Annotated in this window: 15 protein-coding genes and 2 tRNA genes; 6 read left to right on the forward strand and 11 right to left on the reverse strand. The window is 42.5% G+C overall.

Annotation, left to right across the window (positions count from 1 at the left end):
• The first annotated feature begins 109 nt into the window (after nucleotides 1–109).
• Nucleotides 110–182, forward strand: a tRNA-Phe gene (locus G498_RS0104055).
• Between the two features lie 67 nt (nucleotides 183–249).
• On the opposite strand, the gene G498_RS14640 is transcribed toward G498_RS0104055, so the two are convergent.
• The 7 genes from G498_RS14640 to G498_RS0104090 all read right to left on the reverse strand — a co-directional run bounded on the left by G498_RS14640 (nucleotide 250) and on the right by G498_RS0104090 (nucleotide 9,300).
• A complete protein-coding gene (locus tag G498_RS14640) occupies nucleotides 250–3,018 on the reverse strand; it encodes an AsmA family protein (RefSeq protein WP_240470439.1) in 2,769 nt (922 codons plus the stop codon).
• Nucleotides 3,019–3,127: 109 nt separating this feature from the next.
• Nucleotides 3,128–4,894, reverse strand: a complete 1,767-nt coding sequence (locus G498_RS0104065; protein WP_026979983.1) for a DUF885 domain-containing protein — start codon at nucleotides 4,892–4,894, stop codon at nucleotides 3,128–3,130.
• A 38-nt stretch (nucleotides 4,895–4,932) separates the two neighbouring features.
• Entirely contained in the window at nucleotides 4,933–5,295 is a 363-nt protein-coding gene (locus G498_RS0104070) for a nuclear transport factor 2 family protein (protein ID WP_026979984.1), read from the reverse strand.
• A 37-nt stretch (nucleotides 5,296–5,332) separates the two neighbouring features.
• The gene (locus tag G498_RS0104075; protein WP_026979985.1) at nucleotides 5,333–6,202 is read right to left on the reverse strand and encodes a pseudouridine synthase; all 870 of its coding nucleotides are present in this window, start codon (nucleotides 6,200–6,202) and stop codon (nucleotides 5,333–5,335) included.
• Between the two features lie 62 nt (nucleotides 6,203–6,264).
• Nucleotides 6,265–7,182: a geranylgeranylglycerol-phosphate geranylgeranyltransferase gene (locus G498_RS0104080; protein WP_026979986.1), complete on the reverse strand. Its 918-nt coding sequence runs from the start codon at nucleotides 7,180–7,182 to the stop codon at nucleotides 6,265–6,267.
• Nucleotides 7,183–7,225: 43 nt separating this feature from the next.
• On the reverse strand, nucleotides 7,226–8,164 hold the full coding sequence (locus tag G498_RS0104085) for a mevalonate kinase family protein (protein WP_026979987.1): 939 nt from the start codon (nucleotides 8,162–8,164) through the stop codon (nucleotides 7,226–7,228).
• A gap of 50 nt (nucleotides 8,165–8,214) precedes the next feature.
• Complete coding sequence (locus tag G498_RS0104090) at nucleotides 8,215–9,300, reverse strand: diphosphomevalonate/mevalonate 3,5-bisphosphate decarboxylase family protein (protein ID WP_026979988.1); 1,086 nt, start codon at nucleotides 9,298–9,300, stop codon at nucleotides 8,215–8,217.
• 101 nt (nucleotides 9,301–9,401) lie between these two features.
• Between G498_RS0104090 and G498_RS0104095 the strand changes: the two genes are divergently transcribed.
• Both G498_RS0104095 and G498_RS0104100 read left to right on the forward strand, forming a co-directional pair.
• The gene (locus G498_RS0104095; protein ID WP_026979989.1) at nucleotides 9,402–9,881 is read left to right on the forward strand and encodes a TspO/MBR family protein; all 480 of its coding nucleotides are present in this window, start codon (nucleotides 9,402–9,404) and stop codon (nucleotides 9,879–9,881) included.
• A 138-nt stretch (nucleotides 9,882–10,019) separates the two neighbouring features.
• On the forward strand, nucleotides 10,020–10,547 hold the full coding sequence (locus G498_RS0104100) for a hypothetical protein (protein WP_035743973.1): 528 nt from the start codon (nucleotides 10,020–10,022) through the stop codon (nucleotides 10,545–10,547).
• 4 nt (nucleotides 10,548–10,551) lie between these two features.
• Here the strand turns inward: G498_RS0104100 and G498_RS0104105 are convergent, their stop codons facing one another.
• Nucleotides 10,552–11,769 (reverse strand): BaiN/RdsA family NAD(P)/FAD-dependent oxidoreductase, encoded by a 1,218-nt coding sequence (locus G498_RS0104105; protein WP_026979991.1) that lies wholly within the window; start codon nucleotides 11,767–11,769, stop codon nucleotides 10,552–10,554.
• Nucleotides 11,766–12,446 (reverse strand): glycerophosphodiester phosphodiesterase, encoded by a 681-nt coding sequence (locus G498_RS0104110; RefSeq protein WP_026979992.1) that lies wholly within the window; start codon nucleotides 12,444–12,446, stop codon nucleotides 11,766–11,768. Before G498_RS0104110 ends, G498_RS0104105 begins: the two co-directional genes overlap by 4 nt.
• A gap of 85 nt (nucleotides 12,447–12,531) precedes the next feature.
• Between G498_RS0104110 and G498_RS14645 the strand changes: the two genes are divergently transcribed.
• Entirely contained in the window at nucleotides 12,532–13,002 is a 471-nt protein-coding gene (locus G498_RS14645; protein WP_051269711.1) for a hypothetical protein, read from the forward strand.
• Between the two features lie 27 nt (nucleotides 13,003–13,029).
• Here the strand turns inward: G498_RS14645 and G498_RS0104120 are convergent.
• Nucleotides 13,030–13,111, reverse strand: a tRNA-Leu gene (locus G498_RS0104120).
• A 248-nt stretch (nucleotides 13,112–13,359) separates the two neighbouring features.
• On the opposite strand from G498_RS0104120, the gene G498_RS0104125 reads away from it, so the two are divergent.
• Entirely contained in the window at nucleotides 13,360–14,748 is a 1,389-nt protein-coding gene (locus tag G498_RS0104125) for a dipeptidase (RefSeq protein ID WP_026979993.1), read from the forward strand.
• A 39-nt stretch (nucleotides 14,749–14,787) separates the two neighbouring features.
• On the opposite strand, the gene G498_RS0104130 is transcribed toward G498_RS0104125, so the two are convergent.
• Entirely contained in the window at nucleotides 14,788–15,621 is an 834-nt protein-coding gene (locus tag G498_RS0104130; RefSeq protein WP_026979994.1) for a hypothetical protein, read from the reverse strand.
• Between the two features lie 239 nt (nucleotides 15,622–15,860).
• On the opposite strand from G498_RS0104130, the gene G498_RS0104135 reads away from it, so the two are divergent.
• On the forward strand, nucleotides 15,861–16,961 hold the full coding sequence (locus tag G498_RS0104135) for a DUF4407 domain-containing protein (protein ID WP_026979995.1): 1,101 nt from the start codon (nucleotides 15,861–15,863) through the stop codon (nucleotides 16,959–16,961).
• Nucleotides 16,962–17,035 lie beyond the last annotated feature (74 nt).

Genomic DNA, 17,035 nt, shown 5'->3' on the forward strand with positions numbered 1-17,035 from the left:
CAAAGATACAAATTGATTTTTTTAAAAATTTGTTTTGCATAAATGAAAAATGGTTCTATATTTGCACCCGCAATCAACAAGCAATACACGCTTAACGAAAGCACCGAAAGGTACCTTAGCTCAGTTGGTAGAGCAACGGACTGAAAATCCGTGTGTCCCTGGTTCGATTCCTGGAGGTACCACAACAAAACCCGCTCAATGAGCGGGTTTTTTGTTTTTAAACTTTTCCGAAAAACAAAAAAGCCAATCTTAAGGATTGGCTTTGGTAATAGTATCGTTCGCTACGGCTTCATATTCGGATTCTTCTAAATCTTCCGTGTTTTTTCCGATTTTGATTTTAGGATTTTCAGACGTTCCCGTAATCTTTAACGGAATCCCGATGATTCCCAAAGGCGGTAATCCCAGACGCATTTTCAGGTTCAGTTTGCCGTCGAGGGAGGTTTGTCCTTCAATTCTCGGACGGAATCCGGCCACTTTAAACTTGAAGCGCTCAATTGTCATTATATTGTTCTTCACCGTGGTTTTGATGTCGATTTCCTTTAAATTCGGATCTTTTATCTCATCTTTTCCGGTTTTCTTACTTACTGTATTGAACAGCTTAAATCCTTTCATTTTCACATCACGCACAGACAACACGCCGCCGCCGCTTAACGATGGATAAATCGGTTGCATGTTGCCGTCCAAATGACCGGCAATTTTGTAATCCAAAGAAACGATTCCTTCTGCATTTTCCGCTGCCGAAGCCATATCGCGAAACATTTTGATTTCGTTATACGCTTTCTTCACGTCGAAATCTTTCGCTTTAATCTGATAGTTAAACGCGGCCTTTTGCAGATTCAGGCTTCCGTAAGTGGCTTCCATGTTAAATTTGCTTCCGATAAGGTCAAAACCGGTGTTTTGGAGTTTCAGCACGCCGTTTTGCAAGGAAAGACGGCCTTTCAGCTTTTCGATGTTCAACCCTTCAAAATTTACTTTTTGGGCATTTGCCGTCAGACTGAAATCCAAATTGGACGGGATAATCACTACGCCGGTTTCCGGATTTTCAGTTTTCGGCGTTTCTTCTGCGGTTTTTTCTCCAGCTGTCGGAGCGGCATTCACCATAAACTCATCCACATTGATATAATTGGCCTCTACGGTGAAATTTCCTTTCAGCACGGCTTTGTCCGACATCATAAAGTTGATGACGTTCTGCATCTGTCCGTTCATTTTAAAATCGGACTGTCCGTACGTAGCGAGGAAATTCTTGAAATTCATTTGGTTCTGATGAAATGCAAACACGCCTTCCTGAATCACAAACGGTTTCGGCAGATAATCGGATTTGGTGCGGATATTGCGCAACACCAGCGTTCCTTTATTGTTGAGTTTGTCATAATTGCCGTTGGTCGCATCGCTTTGCTTTCCTTTCAGCGCCAAATCTGCTTTTACATAGCCTTTTACGTCTAAATCTTTTCGGGCAAATACTTTGTAAATACGCTCCAGATCCAGTTCGCCTTTGGCTTTGATATCGTATATTATATCATCGAAATTCGTAAAACTCGCGTCCACAAAAACCGGTTTCCCTTCAAAAACAAATTGGGCCGGCTTTACGCGGACCGCCAAATCTTTGTACTTGCCCGAAGCGTTCAAAATACTGGCCGTCAGATTAATATTATCGATAGGACTCGGATAATAGGTCGTCTGTAAAAACCCGTGCTGCAACACCAAATTACCTCTGGTAACCGGAAACAAATGGGCTGCGGCATTGTATTGTCCGTTGGCGACAATATCCGTCTTCAAAATTCCTTTAAACTGCATGTTCTGAATTCCCAAAGCGCGGTGCAGCGTTTGCAGGTTGAGTTGCGACTTGATTTTCGCTTTTACGTCAGGCGTTTCCAGACCGACCGTTTCCACGATACCGCTGAAGTAGTCTTTCCCCAGATTAAAATACAGCGAATCGACTTTTACATTCAGCTTATTCGGGTTCAGCCCCGGCAATCTGGTTTCAAAATTCAGGTAGATGTCCGAAGCTGGTACCGGCGCCTTGTTGTAAGCCACATAACCGTCCCGCACCTTAAAATTAAAGGTCAGATCGGGTTGTTTTTTTTCGGCTACGTTATAGCGGCCTTTAAAGGTGAGGAGCAAATCGGTATTGCCTTCCATTTCGGTTTTTTCCAGCCATTTTACGTAATGCGGCGGCAAGGCGGTAAAAACGTCGTGCAGATCGCTGTCTTCCGATTTTACGCTGAAATCAATGTCGTAACCGCTTTTCAGGAAATCCAGCTTTCCTTTAAAATCAATAGGCAGCTTGTTAATTATCAGATTGTTTTGCTGAAAGATAAACGACAGGGAATTGGTGTTCACCTGGGTCAGCAAATCGGCATTTACTTTTTTGTTTTTCAGGTATTCTTCTCCGTCAAAAACGAAATCGAACGATTCAATTTTCATTTTGGTTTTCAGATCGAAAATTGCCTGATCCAAATCGCCTTTCCCGCGGTAATTGAACCCTTTGGCATCCATTAAAATTTTAGCCGATTTATCGTTGTACACCAAATGACTGTCTTCGATTACAATTTTATCCAAGCGCAGCGACGTATTCGAACTTTCGGTTTTTTCTTCTTTGGCTTCCGAAACGTAAACATTGTAATTGGCTTCCCCTTTTTCATTCACCAAAACGTTCATTTCGGCCTTGGAAACAAAAATCTGATCGATGTTTACTTCCCCGTCGAAAATCAAATTTTTAAGGTTAATTCCGAAAGCCACCTCTTCCGAAGCAATCAGCGTCTGGTTCTGATACGGTGCCGAGCCTTTCAGCGAAAAATCCGTTAGGGTTAAGGTTAAGGACGGAAAATGATTGAAAAAGGAAAGATTGGCTTCCTTGAAATTCAGTTCTCCGTTAAGTTTACGATTGGCAAATGCTTTTACCTCTTCGGCAATTTGTCCCGGAAAAAGTATCGGCAGTAAAAACAGCAGTAAAAGGATGGAACCCGCCGTTATTCCTGTAATTTTTAAAATTCTGAGCAGTGTATTTTTCTTCTTCATTTCCATACTGCAAAATTACTGCGCCAATTTTATTTTATAACGTATTTGCTTACTTAAACAGTGATAAATATTTGTTAAATAATCGATTGGTGCATAAAAAAACGGGAAGCTATTTTCCCGTTTTGATCCATTCGTTGATTTTTTGTTCGAGCAGTGCCAGTGGCATAACGCCGGATTCCAGTACTTTCTGATGGAAAACTTTGATATCGAATTTGGCCTTCATCTGCGTTTCCGCTTTTTTACGCAGTTCCATGATTTTCAGCTGACCGATTTTGTACGACAAAGCCTGCCCCGGAATCGCCATGTAGCGCTCCACTTCCGAGATAATGCTCGCTTCACTTTCGGCTTCATTCTCGAGCGAATATTTTATTGCCTGTTCGCGTGTCCAGCCTTTAGTGTGCAGGCCTGTATCGACCACCAGACGAATCGCGCGGTGCATTTCGTTTCCTAACATTCCGAAGTACTGATACGGATCGCTGTACAAGCCCAATTCTTTCCCTAAACTTTCGGTATACAGGGCCCAGCCTTCTCCATACGCGCCAAACCAGTTGAATTTTCTAAAATCCGGCAATTCCTTATTCTCCTGTTGCAAAGAAATCTGGAAATGATGTCCCGGAATCGCTTCGTGCAAAAACAGGTCTTCGTCGCCGTAATAATTGTAATTCTTCACATCCGGAATCGGCACATAGAAAATTCCCGGTCTTGATCCGTCTGCGGTACCCTGTATATATTCCGCACTGGCGGTTTTTTCGCGAAACGCTTCCGTCCTGCGGATTTCGAAAGGTGTTTTTGGCTGTAAGGAAAAGAATTTGTCTACGTTTGGTTTTATTTTTTTGTGAATGGACTCAAAATTGGCAAGTACTTCTTCCGGTTTTTTAAACGGTTTCAGTTCGGGCTTGTTTCGCACGTAATCAAAAAATTCCACTATCGTACCCTGAAACCCAACCTGTTGCTTCACTTTTTCCATTTCCGCTTTCAGCCGCGCCACTTCTTTTAAACCCAATTCATGGATTTCCTCCGGCTTCATATCGGTCGTGGTCCATTGTTTAACATACACCGCATACAAATCCTTTCCTCCGGGCAGGCTTCCGATCCCGCTTGAAGTACGGGAAGCCGGCAAATATTTGGTTTTTAAAAACTGAACCATTTTTTGGTATTGCGGCATCAGTTTCTCTGAAATGACTTTGGAATAGTCCTGTTTCAGCGCCGATTGTGTTTCTGCTGAAAACGATTTCGGCATGGTTTTGATGGTTGTGTAAAACAGGTTGTCCTCCACCTTGGCAGTGATTTGCTCTTCAAATTGCGGAATCAGCTTTTCGGTCAGTGCTTTTGGCAGCACCATTCGCTTCTGGATTCCTTTTTCCATGTAAATCATTGCCGAATCAATCCATACCACGTAGGATTCCATACGCTTCAGGAAATTGCGGTAATCCTGTTCGGTTTTAAAAGGCTGTGCCGAAGTGCCGCTGGCAAATTGCGACATGGTCAGATGGGTTCCCCAAAACTGATGCACCGGCATTAAATTGGCTTCCTGTTTCAGCAAATCTTTCCCGATAGCCGTTTCCCATTTAATAATCTGGTAACTGATTTTTTCTTCCGGAGAAAGGCTTGCCGTATCCACATCGGTGAGTTGTTTTTCGTATTTGCCGAAGAATTCCCCCTGTTTTTCACGATACGCATCGGTCATTTCAAACACAAACTTGTCGTTGTATTCGTTTTGGCCGTTCAAAGTGGCATCCAACGGGTTCAGTTCATTTTTTTCCCGGAAGTAATTTTCGGTAATCGCTTTAAAATCGACCATTTTTTCTTCTTTTTTACAGTTCACAAAAAGCAAGGACAGCGCAAAAGCAGCCGAAAGAAAGATTATTTTTTTCATAAGGTCGGATTGAAGATTGAAGAGTAAAGCTACAAATTTTATCCGTGATACACACGGGAAGCAATGATTTTTCCGTCGCGGACTTCCAGAACCTCAGCCACCAGCATGTCGCCTTCACCCTCTACCTGACGGATGTATTCCATAAAAATCCGGTCAGTATTGGCCGTTAACGAAGTTACTTTGTAATGCAGCGAAGGCAAACGCTCGAAAGCATCCTGCCACCAGGCGCGCATGGCTTCTTTTCCCACCACCAGACCGTTGGTTTCCGGCTTACGGATTTTTAGTTTCGGACTGAAATGCTGCGCTTCATCATCATAAAGCGATAATAATTTCTCCAGCTGCTTGGTGTTGAACGCTTCAAACCAACGAAAGGCAATCGATTGTAAATTCTCAGGTGTCATATAATGATTAAAAAATCCCGACTTAGCGGGATTGGGTTCAGATATTTCTTAAATTGATGATTTCCTGTTCGGTAAGGAATCTCCAGTTTCCTCTTGGTAAATTCTTTTTGGTCAGCCCGGCAAAAACAACACGGTCTACTTTTAAGACATTATAGCCCAAATGCTCAAAAATGGAACGCACCACTTTTACATTGGACGTTTTCATTTTCAATCCGATTTCGCTTTTCGGCTGGTCTTCGATATAGCTCACTTCTTCCACAAAAACGCGATGATTGTCGATGGTTAAACCGGAAGCAATTCGCTCCAAATCTTCAAACTTCAGATTTTTGTCTAAGGAAACCTGATACACTTTGGAAGAACGCTGGTTAGGTGCCGTAAACTTTCTAATCATATCACTGTCGTTGGTAAACAACAGCAAACCGGTAGTGGTTTTATCCATTCGGCCCACCGGCTGCAACTTAGCGCGGGTAGCATTGCGCACCAAATCCAATACGTTATTCGAATTCATGTCTTCTTCTTTGGAAGTCGTGAAGCCTTTAGGCTTGTTCAGCAACAGGTATTCTTTCTTTTCAGGAGTAATGACTGTGCCGTCAAAGTTCACCACATCGCCGGGTTTTACCTTATACCCCATTTCGGTTACCACTTCCCCGTTCACTTTCACATTGCCGGACTGGATATAGATATCGGCATCGCGACGGGAACAAACGCCGGAATTGGAGATGTATTTGTTCAAACGGATTTCATCCGAATCTTTTGGTTTAGCTGCCTTAGGTTTGCGTTCAAAATCAGGTTTCGGTTTTGAAAACCCTTCTTTTTTAAACCCTGGCTTTCCAAAAGCAGGCTTCTTACCCCCAAAATTGGATTTTCCCGAGGTATTTCTTTTATTATTTCCTTTTCCGTTGTTCATTTCGCTAAAATTTCTGCAAAGATAGGAATTTAGAAATTGGGTTTAGGCGATGGTTTCGGATTTTATATTTTCAGCAGGTTCCGGCCGTGCACCAATACCGACGGATCGATCAAAACGATGCAGAAAACTCCGGCTACAATGAGCGATTTCAGAATGTTGTGAAGCTGTAAATACTCGTTGTGGGTTTGCGATTTCCAGAGTTTCAGCAGGAAGAAAATCAGCACTATAAGACTGATATAGAAGTAAATGTCCATATAGCCGACGTCGTATTTGTCAATCAGGATGAATATCGGAAGTATGGTGGAAACCGTTAAAACCGTAATGACCTGTTTCGAGACTTTTTCCCCAAAACGTACCGGAATCGTCTGGTAATTGTTCGCCACATCGCCTTTGATGTTCTCCAAATCTTTAATCATTTCGCGGATTAAAATCAGCAGGAACAAAAACGTGGCGTGGGCAAAAATCACGTGGTAAAAGTTTTTGAAGTACAGCAGAATTCCGAAGAAAGGCAAAACGGCCAATAAAGACGCGGTCAGGTTGCCAATCATCGGGTATTTTTTCAGTTTGTGGGAATAGAACCAGATTAGGAAAATATATACCGCAAAAAACAACGCGGCACGCCAGGAAATGATAAACGCCAAAGCCGTAGCGATAAAATTCAGACTGAAATACACCTGCAGTTTGGTCTTTTGGCTCACCAAACGGTCCAGCATGGATTTGTTCGGCCGGTTGATCAGATCTTTCTCAGAATCGTAAAAATTGTTGATGATGTAGCCCGAAGCTATCGTTAAAGTCGAAACGAAAACGATAATGAAAAGCCGCCAGTCGAGAAGCACGTCCAACGCTCTTCTTTCGAGAGCCAGGATAAATATCGAAGACAAATACTGTGCTAAAACAATGATGGGAATGTTGTACCCGCGCACCACAGAAAACAAACTGAGAATTTTCATCAGCAGTAATTTTGTTTTTCGTGTGAGCATGGCTAAAAATCGAAAGTTTGGGTTAACAGTTTAAAATTAGCTTTTAAAACTGATACACCACTTCCAATTTGTAATCTTTTAACGATTGTTTAGCTTTTTCAAGGTCCTGAGTGAAGCCCAAAATGTAACCTCCGCCACCGGAACCACACAATTTCAGGTAGTAATCATTGGTATCGATTCCTTTTTGCCAAACCTGATGGAATTGCTCGGGAATCATCGGTTTAAAGTTGTTCAACACCACTTTTGACAGTTTTTTGGTGTTGGCGAAAAGGGATTTCATGTCGCCGTGCAGGAAGTTCTCCACACAAGCATCGGTATATTTGATGAATTGGGATTTCAGCATTTTGCGGAAACCTTCTTCTTTTAAATTCTCCATGAAGATGTTTACCATCGGAGCCGTTTCGCCGACAATTCCGGAATCAATCAAGAAAACCGCACCTTTTCCTTGAGCACTTTGCGAAGGAATTCCAGTGGGTTCGATATTGTCTTTGGAATTGATTAAAATCGGCAAACTCAAATAACTGTTCAGCGGATCCAAACCGGAACTTTTCCCGTGGAAAAACGATTCCATCTGAGAGAAAATCGCTTTCAGCTGCAACAATTTCTCGCGCGTTAAATTTTCCAAAACCGTGATTTTGTTGTGCGCGTATTTATCGTAAATCGCCGCTACCAAAGCACCGCTGCTTCCCACACCGTAACCTTGCGGAATACTGGAATCGAAATACATGCCGCGCTCCACATCGGCTTTCAAAGCTTCTAAATTGAACGTAACCAACTCGGGCTGTTCGGTTTGCAGATCTTTTAAATAAGACACAAAACGTTTTAAACTCGCGTTGGATTTTACGGCTTCTTCCGATGGATTTTCGTCCACCTTTAAAGCGCCGTTGTAAAAATTATAAGGAATAGACAAGCCTTTGGAATCTTTGATGATGCCGTATTCTCCGAAAAGCAGAATTTTTGAGTAAAAAAGCGGTCCTTTCATTTTTTGCTTTGGTTTTATTTGGGTATTTACAAAGTAAATGTAGTGAAAAATCAATTACACTTTACAGCACCTTTGCCAATTTCATCACAAATGTACTGACCATTTTGACAATAGCCAACTAATTCGTCTTGAATAAATTGCAAAACGTTTTCTTTTACATTCGCTGGATACAGCACATGCACATTCGCGCCCGCGTCCAGCGTAAAACAAAGCGGAATTTGCGTTTCGCTTCTGAATTTCCAGATTTTATTGATGATTTCCAAAGTGTTTGGTTTCATTAAAATAAAATACGGCATCGAGGTCATCATCATGGCATGTAGCGTTAAGGCTTCACTTTCCACTATTTTGATGAACGATTCCAGATAGCCGTTTTCCAAAACGCCTTTTATGGCTGATAAATTGTGATGCGCCTGCAAAAAACGCTGCTCCGCAAACGGATGTCCGTGCATTAAATCGTGTCCGACCGTGCTGGACACTTGTTTTTCGCCTTTGTCTACCAATAAAATGGTGTCCTGATAGTTTTTAAAATCGGGATGAACAGGCCATGGAAATTCCACTCCGAACAAATCGGAACTTCCGTCGATTTCCTTGTGCTTGCCCCAAACGACCACTTCCCCTTTCACACTTCGGCAGGCACTTCCGGAACCCAAACGCGCTAAAAAGGACGCTTTCTGATTGAAATAATCTTCAGAAATATTCGGGTTCAGGACTTTTTCAAGACTCATGATGTTCATCGCCAAAGCTGCCATTCCCGAAGCCGAAGAAGCAATTCCGGAGCTGTGCGGAAAGGTGTTTTCCGTGTCAATCGTAAAATGAAAGTCTTTCAGATACGGACAATACGATTCAATACGCTGGAAGAATTTTAAAATTTTCGGTTTAAAATCTTCTTTGGGCTGTCCTTCAAACAACAAATCGAAAGAAAAAGTACCGTCATTTTCTTTTTTAGCGAATGCAAGTTTCGTAATCGTTTTGCAATGGTTAAGCGTAAAACTCACAGATGGATTCGCCGGAATCTGGTTATCCTTTTTTCCCCAGTATTTCACCAAGGCGATGTTACTGGGCGCGCTCCATTGGAAACTTCCGTTTTCTATCGCCAGATTGTAGTGGTTTTGAATAAAATCCTTTTCGGACATCATAAACTTGAAAATTTGAGCAAAGATACTATTTTCCGCTGTTTGATGTTCAGTCCTTTTATATTCTTCGGAATTTGTTATTTTTGAAAAAGAGAAACAACCCTATGAACCGAAGAATAACCAAAGTCCTGATGGTAGTCGTAACCTGTTTGTGTATCGGCTATTTTTCAGGAATCATTACCAAAGAAAGCATTGCCAACTGGTATCCGACCCTTGAAAAACCCTTTTTCAACCCGCCCAACTGGGTTTTTGCGCCGGTCTGGACCACGTTATACATTCTGATGGGAGTGGCTGCGGGTATCGTTTGGAATAAAATGGATTCGGACCGCATCAATGTTCGCAAAGGCTTGCAGTTTTTTGCCATTCAGCTGGCCTTGAACTTTCTGTGGTCGTATCTTTTCTTCGGGCTGCACAATCCGCTTTTGGCACTTATCGAATTGCTGCTGCTCTGGCTGATGATTTACGAAACCTTCGTGGTTTTCAGACGGGTCGATAAACTGGCCGGATTGTTGTTCTTGCCTTATTTGGGCTGGGTAACTTTTGCAGGAATTTTAAACGCCGCCATTTTCTGGTTAAACCGATAACATTCATCGATTTTTTTCCCGTTTTGACCAATTCCAAAACCCAATAACTTTCTCATACTAAATATTTTAGCTAATTTTATACTGTAACAGCTTTCTTCGGAAAGACACCTAATGTATAACTCCTAAAAAGATTTAATTATGAGTACGTTACTTGTTGTAATCATTGGCCTGATAGGCGTTTTATTAGGCTACATCATTGGAAAATCCGGAGGCTTCGGCAATAACTCTCTGGCCAATTTAATAACCGAACTGGATCATAAGAAACTGCAACTACAGGAACTGCAGGCTGAAATTGACGAATTGAAATCAAAAAAAGATTCCGGCAGCCATATTCTGGGCTTTACTTCCGGCGAACCGGTTCCTGTTGCGTTTGATCCCGAACTGGCTTCTTCTGTCATCGGAAGAAAAGTCGAAGAAAACGATTTGAAAATCATCGAAGGCATTGGTCCGAAAATCGAAGAACTGTTCAAAACCTCCGGCATCATGAGCTGGAAACGGTTATCCGAAACTTCGGTAGACCGCTGCAACGAGATTCTGATGAAAGCCGGCGACCGTTTTGCCTTTCACAACCCAACGACATGGCCGCGTCAGGCGCGTTTGGCTTACGAAGGCAAATGGCGTGATTTAAAAGTTTGGCAGGATTCTTTAATGGGTGGCCTGGAATAAAACATTACGCTTCCGTTATCGCTTTGGCTACCAAAAAACCGCCCGTCCAGGCATTCTGAAAATTGAAGCCGCCTGTAATGGCATCTATGTTTAAAATTTCACCGGCAAAATACAGGTTTTCGTGCACTTTGCTTTCCATGGTTTTGAAGTTGATTTCTTTTAAATCTATGCCGCCTGCCGTCACAAATTCTTCTTTAAACGTGCTTTTGCCGTTCACCTGAAATTGCCCGTTGGTGAGCTGGTTCGTTAAATCCGACAGTTGTTTTTTGGACACATCTGCCCATTTGGTTTCCACAGCAATTCCCGAAGCCATCAGCAAACTTTCCCAAAGGCGTTTCGGGAATTCGAACGGACAGAATTTCAGCACCAGTTTTTTGGCGTGTTCTTCTTTCAGCTCTTTAAGGGTTTCCATAGCGGATTCAAAATCCATTTCGTGCAGCCAATTGACCTGTAAAGTGAAATGGTAATTTTTAGCCGCCAATTCTCTTGCGCCCCATGCGGATAAACGCAAAATACCGGGTCCGCTCATCCCCCAATGGGTAATCAATAACGGACCGGACGCTTTTAATTTGGAATCTTTGACTTTAACGGATGCTAATGCCGAAACACCCATTAAATTTTTAATCCGTGCATCTTTGATATTGAAGGTGAACAGCGACGGAACCGGTTGCACGACGGAATGACCAAGCGTTTGCATCAGCTCCCATATTTTCGGATTGCTTCCGGTGGTCATGACCAGTTTGCCGCATTTATAACTTTGCTGATTCGTTTCCACTTTCCAGTAACCGTCTCCTTTAAAAATTGACTGCACACTTTGCCCTGTTAACACCTCGATTCCGAGTTTTTTAGTGGCCGATACAAAACAATCGATTATGGTTTGCGAACTGTCGGAAACCGGAAACATGCGGCCGTCGTCTTCTATTTTCAGTTCGACTCCGTGCTTTTCAAACCATTCGATGGTATCGCCCGAACAAAACTGATGGAACGGTCCTTTCAGTTCTTTTTCGCCTCTCGGATAAAATTTTACCAATTCGTTGGGCACAAAGCACGCGTGGGTGACATTACAACGTCCGCCTCCGGAGATTTTCACTTTGGTCAGCATTTCTTTTCCGCGTTCCAGAATGGCTATTTTTAATTTGGAATTATTTTCGGCCACATTGATGGCGGTAAAAAAACCGGCCGCACCTCCGCCAACTATCAATACATCGTAATTTACCATCATAATCTGTCGGGAAAATCGGAAATTATACCGTCAATCTTGTAGGTTTCCAGACGCTGAATATCTTCGTCATGATTAACCGTCCACACGTTTATTTTATAGCCTCTGGATTTGGCCACCATTATATTGTCTTCCGTCAATAGTGAAAAATGCGGGTGAATGGCATAGGCGGAAAGCTCATCGGCCCATTCCAGCGCCTGTTCCACACTGGCCTGCGACAAAGCCGCCAACCGGATTTTGGGATTGATTGCCTTGGTTCGCTCCAACTCTTCTTTCTGAAAACTGGACACGATAAAATCTTCGTAGTGCCAGCCTCTTTCGGTTACATATTCTTCGATCAGCTGACAAACTGGTTCGGCTGTGCTGTGTCCTTTCAATTCGACATTGATCCAGCACTTCCGGTTGATTAACTCGAAGGTTTCCACTAAAGTAGGAATGCTGAACTCGCCGGCAACCGTTAACCTTTTTAGTTGCTCCAGCGTTAATTTATGAACTTCTCCGGAACCATTGGTCATCCGGTCTACGGTAAAATCGTGAAAAACCACCAATTCACCCGTTGCGCATACGTGTACATCCAGCTCAACGGCATTGGCACCTAAATCCAAAGCTTTCTGAAAAGACTCCAGCGTGTTTTCGGCCACGTACCCTTTCGCCCCGCGATGTCCGATTTTCTGTACCATAAAACTTTGGCATTTATTTAACGCCACAAAGATAATAGATTGTTGCGGGCCTCGTTACACTTTAAACCGAAGATTGAAAAGGATTATGAAAAAACTACTTCTGCTGGCAGCGGTAAGCCTACTTCTTACGAATTGCTCTTCTAAAAAAGCAGCGGCCGAAAAGGCTTCGGAACCGACGGTACAATACCGCGATGATTTCCGCTCGGTTTCAGATAAAAGCAAAACTGTTTTCCTAAAAGGACTTAACGCAACTTCTGAAAACTATTCCGTAATTATCCTGACCAAAGGTTTTATGGGAGAACATGTTACTGTTTTTAACGGGGAAAAAGCACTTTACAAGGGCAATCCCATCAGTCATCTGGAAACAGGAATTGCCGGCTATTTCAGAATTAAGAATACGGTCGCCACAAAAATCACGGATAAAATGAGTCAGAAAGAAGCGGTAATCGACAGCGAAAATGCCCAGAAATACAAGTTCATTTATATCATGAAGGACAATACGCTGCCCAATCCCTACAAAATAACATACAGCAATACGCTGAGACCGCTGAAATAAAAAAAGCCTCTCAAATGAGAGGCTTTGTGCGGGTGATAGGACTCGAACCTACACACCGTGAGGCACCAGATCCTAAGTCTGGCGTGTCTACCAATTTCACCACACCCGCGGGCTTATAAAACAAGTAGTTGTTTCAGTAAGTGGGTGCAAAGATAGACATATTTTTGAAATTCCAAAACCTAAACCTCAAATTCTGAACAAACTTTTTATAAGTGTTTCATTTTTAAAAAAATAAAAAACATCATTTTGGGTTTTAAGCCACCTTTTGCTAATTTAAATTCAAAAAAAATTGGGTTTCGGAATTTCAGTTTTGGGATTTCTATTTGTATATTTGGCTTTCATCATTTTAAAAATATAATGGACAACATCAAACAGTACGTTCAGAACAACAAGGAACGTTTTCTTAATGAGTTAATCGAATTGTTAAAAATACCTTCCGTAAGTGCGGACAGTGCTTATTCTCAGGACGTAATTGACACAGCCAATGCGGTAAAATCCAGTCTGGAAAAAGCAGGCTGCGATTTCGTGGAACTTTGCGAAACTCCGGGCTATCCAATCGTTTACGGAGAAAAAATCATTGATAAAAACCTACCAACCGTTTTGGTGTACGGGCATTACGACGTGCAACCGGCAGATCCGATAGAATTGTGGACCTCTCCTCCGTTCGAACCGGTCATCAAAACTACGGAATTACATCCGGAAGGTGCCATTTTCGCGCGCGGAGCCTGTGACGACAAAGGTCAGATGTACATGCACGTAAAAGCGTTCGAATACATGATTCAGAACAACTGTTTGCCGTGTAACGTAAAATTCATGATTGAAGGCGAAGAAGAAGTCGGATCGTCCAGTTTGGGCTGGTTTGTGGAACGCAATCAGGCAAAATTAGCCAACGATGTGATTCTGATTTCCGATACCGGCATGATTTCCAACCAGCAACCGTCCATTACCACAGGACTGCGCGGCTTAAGTTATGTGGAAGTGGAAGTAACCGGACCGAACCGCGATTTACATTCCGGTTTATACGGCGGCGCGGTGGCCAACCCTATCAACGTATTGGCCAAGATGATTGCTTCTCTGCACGATGAAAACAATCGCATTACGATTCCGGGCTTCTACGACAAAGTGGAAGAATTATCGATGGCTGAAAGAGAAAAAATGGCACAACGCCCTTATTCGGAAGAGGCTTATAAAAAAGCGTTGGATATTGAAGAAGTATACGGAGAAACCGGCTACACCACCAACGAAAGAAACTCCATCCGTCCGACTTTAGACGTAAACGGAATCTGGGGCGGTTATACCGGAGAAGGAGCCAAAACGGTAATTGCCAGCAAAGCCTATGCGAAAATTTCGATGCGTCTGGTACCGAATCAGGACTGGGAAGAAATTACCGAATTGTTCAAAAAACACTTCGAAAGCATCGCTCCGAAAGCCGTAAAAGTAAAAGTAACGCCGCACCACGGCGGACAAGGCTATGTAACCCCGATTGATTCCATCGGTTACCAGGCCGCCGCCAAAGCCTATGCCGATACTTTTGGTGTACAACCGATTCCGGTGCGCTCCGGAGGCAGTATCCCGATTGTCGCCTTGTTTGAAAAGGAACTGAAATCCAAAACCATCATGATGGGCTTCGGTTTGGACAGCGATGCGATTCACTCACCGAACGAACATTTCGGAGTATTCAATTATCTGAAAGGCATTGAGACCATTCCGTTATTCTACAAATATTTCGCCGAACTTTCGAAATAAATTATAAAAAAAGGCATCAATCTGATGCCTTTTCTTTTGTTATTTTTTCTGTACCATCTTAAACAATTCAGGAACGGAACGATAAATATAATCCGCATGTTGCCCGGTAAAATATTTATCAAATTTCTTATTGAACGCTTCTCTGTTTTTTTCGTCTTTCCATTTGGCTTTGAACAGTTCGTCGTCTTTGTCCCAAGCTTTTTCCAGATCACCCAAGGCATCCACCACAAAAACTTCCACAAACTCCATATTGTTGGAACCCCAGGCGTGGGTATAGGCAAAATAGGCTTTTAGAATATCATTCTTCATGGTCAGGTTCTCAAAAAGTTCTTTGTTGCATTCGTCAAATTCCTTATCAGTGCCGTCTTTCGGGGTGGCAAAAACGCTTTTACGCACATAATAAATCATGGGTTTGTCCGGTGCTTTGGCCATCATTTTAGGATCGCCGTAAGTGGTGTAAATTTCATCGGAATGATTCGGAACATAATACTTTTCGCGTTTGTCAAAAAAGGCTTTACGAGCTTTTTCATCGGGCCAGGCCTGTTTCACAAGTTCCTGATTTTTCATCCAGGCTTTGTCGATGGCTTCCCAGTTCTCATACACATTTACAAAAACGATTTCGCTGTTATCGGCAGTAAAATAGTGATTCAAAACATTGTGCCCCACGATGAATTCGTTCTTCTTTACCACCTTTTCAAAGTATTCTTTTTCCAGTGCCAGCCATTCTTCAGCTTTGGCATTTTCAGCGGCAAAGTTGCGATGCGCCGTGGTAACCGTGAGATAATACATTTTCTTATCCTGTGCAAAAGACGATAACGGATACAGAAATACGATCAAAAAAAGGGCATAAAAACAAGTAGTTGCAGTTTTCATAATTTCAAAATTTATAGTGATGACTCTTAAACCTATATTTTGAAATTCGAGGCAGTGTGGTGTTTGAAAACATGCGGTATTTAACGCAAATTTACGCTTTTTTTAACACAAGACCGTGATTTTCAACGGAATATCACCAGATTATAACACAAAAAAAATAAAAATAACCTCCTGACTTACAAGAAAATATAAAATTTGGCGTTACATTTGCTGTATCATCATCAATCAAAATCATCATCATGTTAAAACGTTTTTTTATTCTGTGCTCCGGCGCGGATAAGACCTTACTCGACACTTGCAGCGAAGGCGAACAAACCAAGTATGTAGGCGTAGGCGCCACCGTTTTTTTTACCGCCGTTATGGCTTTTATCGCAGGAAGTTACGCCTTATACACGGTTTTCGACAATGTGTATTTCGCCGTTTTCTTCGGAATCGTCTGGGGATTGCTTATCTTCAATTTAGACCGTTTCATCGTTTCGACTATCCGCAAACGCGATAATTTCAGAAGTGAATTTTTACAGGCTTCCCCACGGATTGTACTAGCCATGATTATCGCTATTGTAATTTCAAAACCGCTGGAAATCAAAATCTTTGAAAAAGAAATCAATACGGTTTTACTGAAAGAGAAAAACGAAATGGCGATTGCCAACAAAAATCAGGTGACCAATTATTTCAAAGGCGATGTGACTAAAAATCAGGCGGAAATCGACAGCATCAAAGCGAACATCAAAGCCAAGGAAAAAGAAGTGGCCGATTTGTACCAATCCTACATCACCGAAGCCGAAGGAACCGCCGGAACCAAAAAAATGGGAAAAGGCCCAATCTATAAAGAAAAAAGAGCCGCTCACGATTTGGCTTTAAAACAGTTGGATTCGTTAAAAACCGCCTCAACGAAAGCCATAACCGAAAAAGAAGCCCGCGCGAAAACGCTTCAGGCGGATTTAGACAAAAAAGTAGCCGATTCCAAGCCTATTATTGACGGTTTCGACGGGCTCATGGCACGGATTACTGCTTTGGACAAATTGCCCTGGCTGCCGTCGTTCTTTATCATGCTGTTGTTTTTAGCGGTGGAAACGTCGCCGATTATAGCCAAATTGTTGTCACCGCGCGGCGAATACGATTTCAAACTGGAAGACAACGAAACGGCTTTAAAAACCCATATCGAACAGAATGTGTACCAGCGCAACCTGCAAAAACAAACCGACGCCGGTATTTACGACCAGGTTTATGCAGACCTCCGCGACGACAAGGAACTTTACGATTACAAACGCAAAGCCGCTTCGGAATTGCTGAAACTGCAGTCGGATGCGTATGTGGAAAAGCAGAAAAATGTGATGTAGTTTGTATTTAACCGCAAAGAGCGCAAAGGTTTACGCGATGAACACAAAGAAAAAAAATCAAAAGTAAAAGTTTG

Source organism: Flavobacterium suncheonense GH29-5 = DSM 17707, assembly GCF_000430025.1.
Classification (GTDB): Bacteria; Bacteroidota; Bacteroidia; order Flavobacteriales; family Flavobacteriaceae; genus Flavobacterium; species Flavobacterium suncheonense.

Coding starts and splice junctions, on each gene's coding strand:
- G498_RS0104085 (WP_026979987.1), bottom strand. CDS start 8,164: ATGAAAGGACCGCTTTTTTACTCAAAAATTCTGCTTTTCGGAGAATAC.
- G498_RS0104065 (WP_026979983.1), bottom strand. CDS start 4,894: ATGAAAAAAATAATCTTTCTTTCGGCTGCTTTTGCGCTGTCCTTGCTT.
- G498_RS14640 (WP_240470439.1), bottom strand. CDS start 3,018: ATGAAGAAGAAAAATACACTGCTCAGAATTTTAAAAATTACAGGAATA.
- G498_RS14645 (WP_051269711.1), top strand. CDS start 12,532: ATGAAAAAACTACTTCTGCTGGCAGCGGTAAGCCTACTTCTTACGAAT.
- G498_RS0104105 (WP_026979991.1), bottom strand. CDS start 11,769: ATGATGGTAAATTACGATGTATTGATAGTTGGCGGAGGTGCGGCCGGT.
- G498_RS0104080 (WP_026979986.1), bottom strand. CDS start 7,182: ATGCTCACACGAAAAACAAAATTACTGCTGATGAAAATTCTCAGTTTG.
- G498_RS0104125 (WP_026979993.1), top strand. CDS start 13,360: ATGGACAACATCAAACAGTACGTTCAGAACAACAAGGAACGTTTTCTT.
- G498_RS0104090 (WP_026979988.1), bottom strand. CDS start 9,300: ATGATGTCCGAAAAGGATTTTATTCAAAACCACTACAATCTGGCGATA.
- G498_RS0104095 (WP_026979989.1), top strand. CDS start 9,402: ATGAACCGAAGAATAACCAAAGTCCTGATGGTAGTCGTAACCTGTTTG.
- G498_RS0104110 (WP_026979992.1), bottom strand. CDS start 12,446: ATGGTACAGAAAATCGGACATCGCGGGGCGAAAGGGTACGTGGCCGAA.
- G498_RS0104075 (WP_026979985.1), bottom strand. CDS start 6,202: ATGAACAACGGAAAAGGAAATAATAAAAGAAATACCTCGGGAAAATCC.
- G498_RS0104130 (WP_026979994.1), bottom strand. CDS start 15,621: ATGAAAACTGCAACTACTTGTTTTTATGCCCTTTTTTTGATCGTATTT.
- G498_RS0104135 (WP_026979995.1), top strand. CDS start 15,861: ATGTTAAAACGTTTTTTTATTCTGTGCTCCGGCGCGGATAAGACCTTA.
- G498_RS0104100 (WP_035743973.1), top strand. CDS start 10,020: ATGAGTACGTTACTTGTTGTAATCATTGGCCTGATAGGCGTTTTATTA.
- G498_RS0104070 (WP_026979984.1), bottom strand. CDS start 5,295: ATGACACCTGAGAATTTACAATCGATTGCCTTTCGTTGGTTTGAAGCG.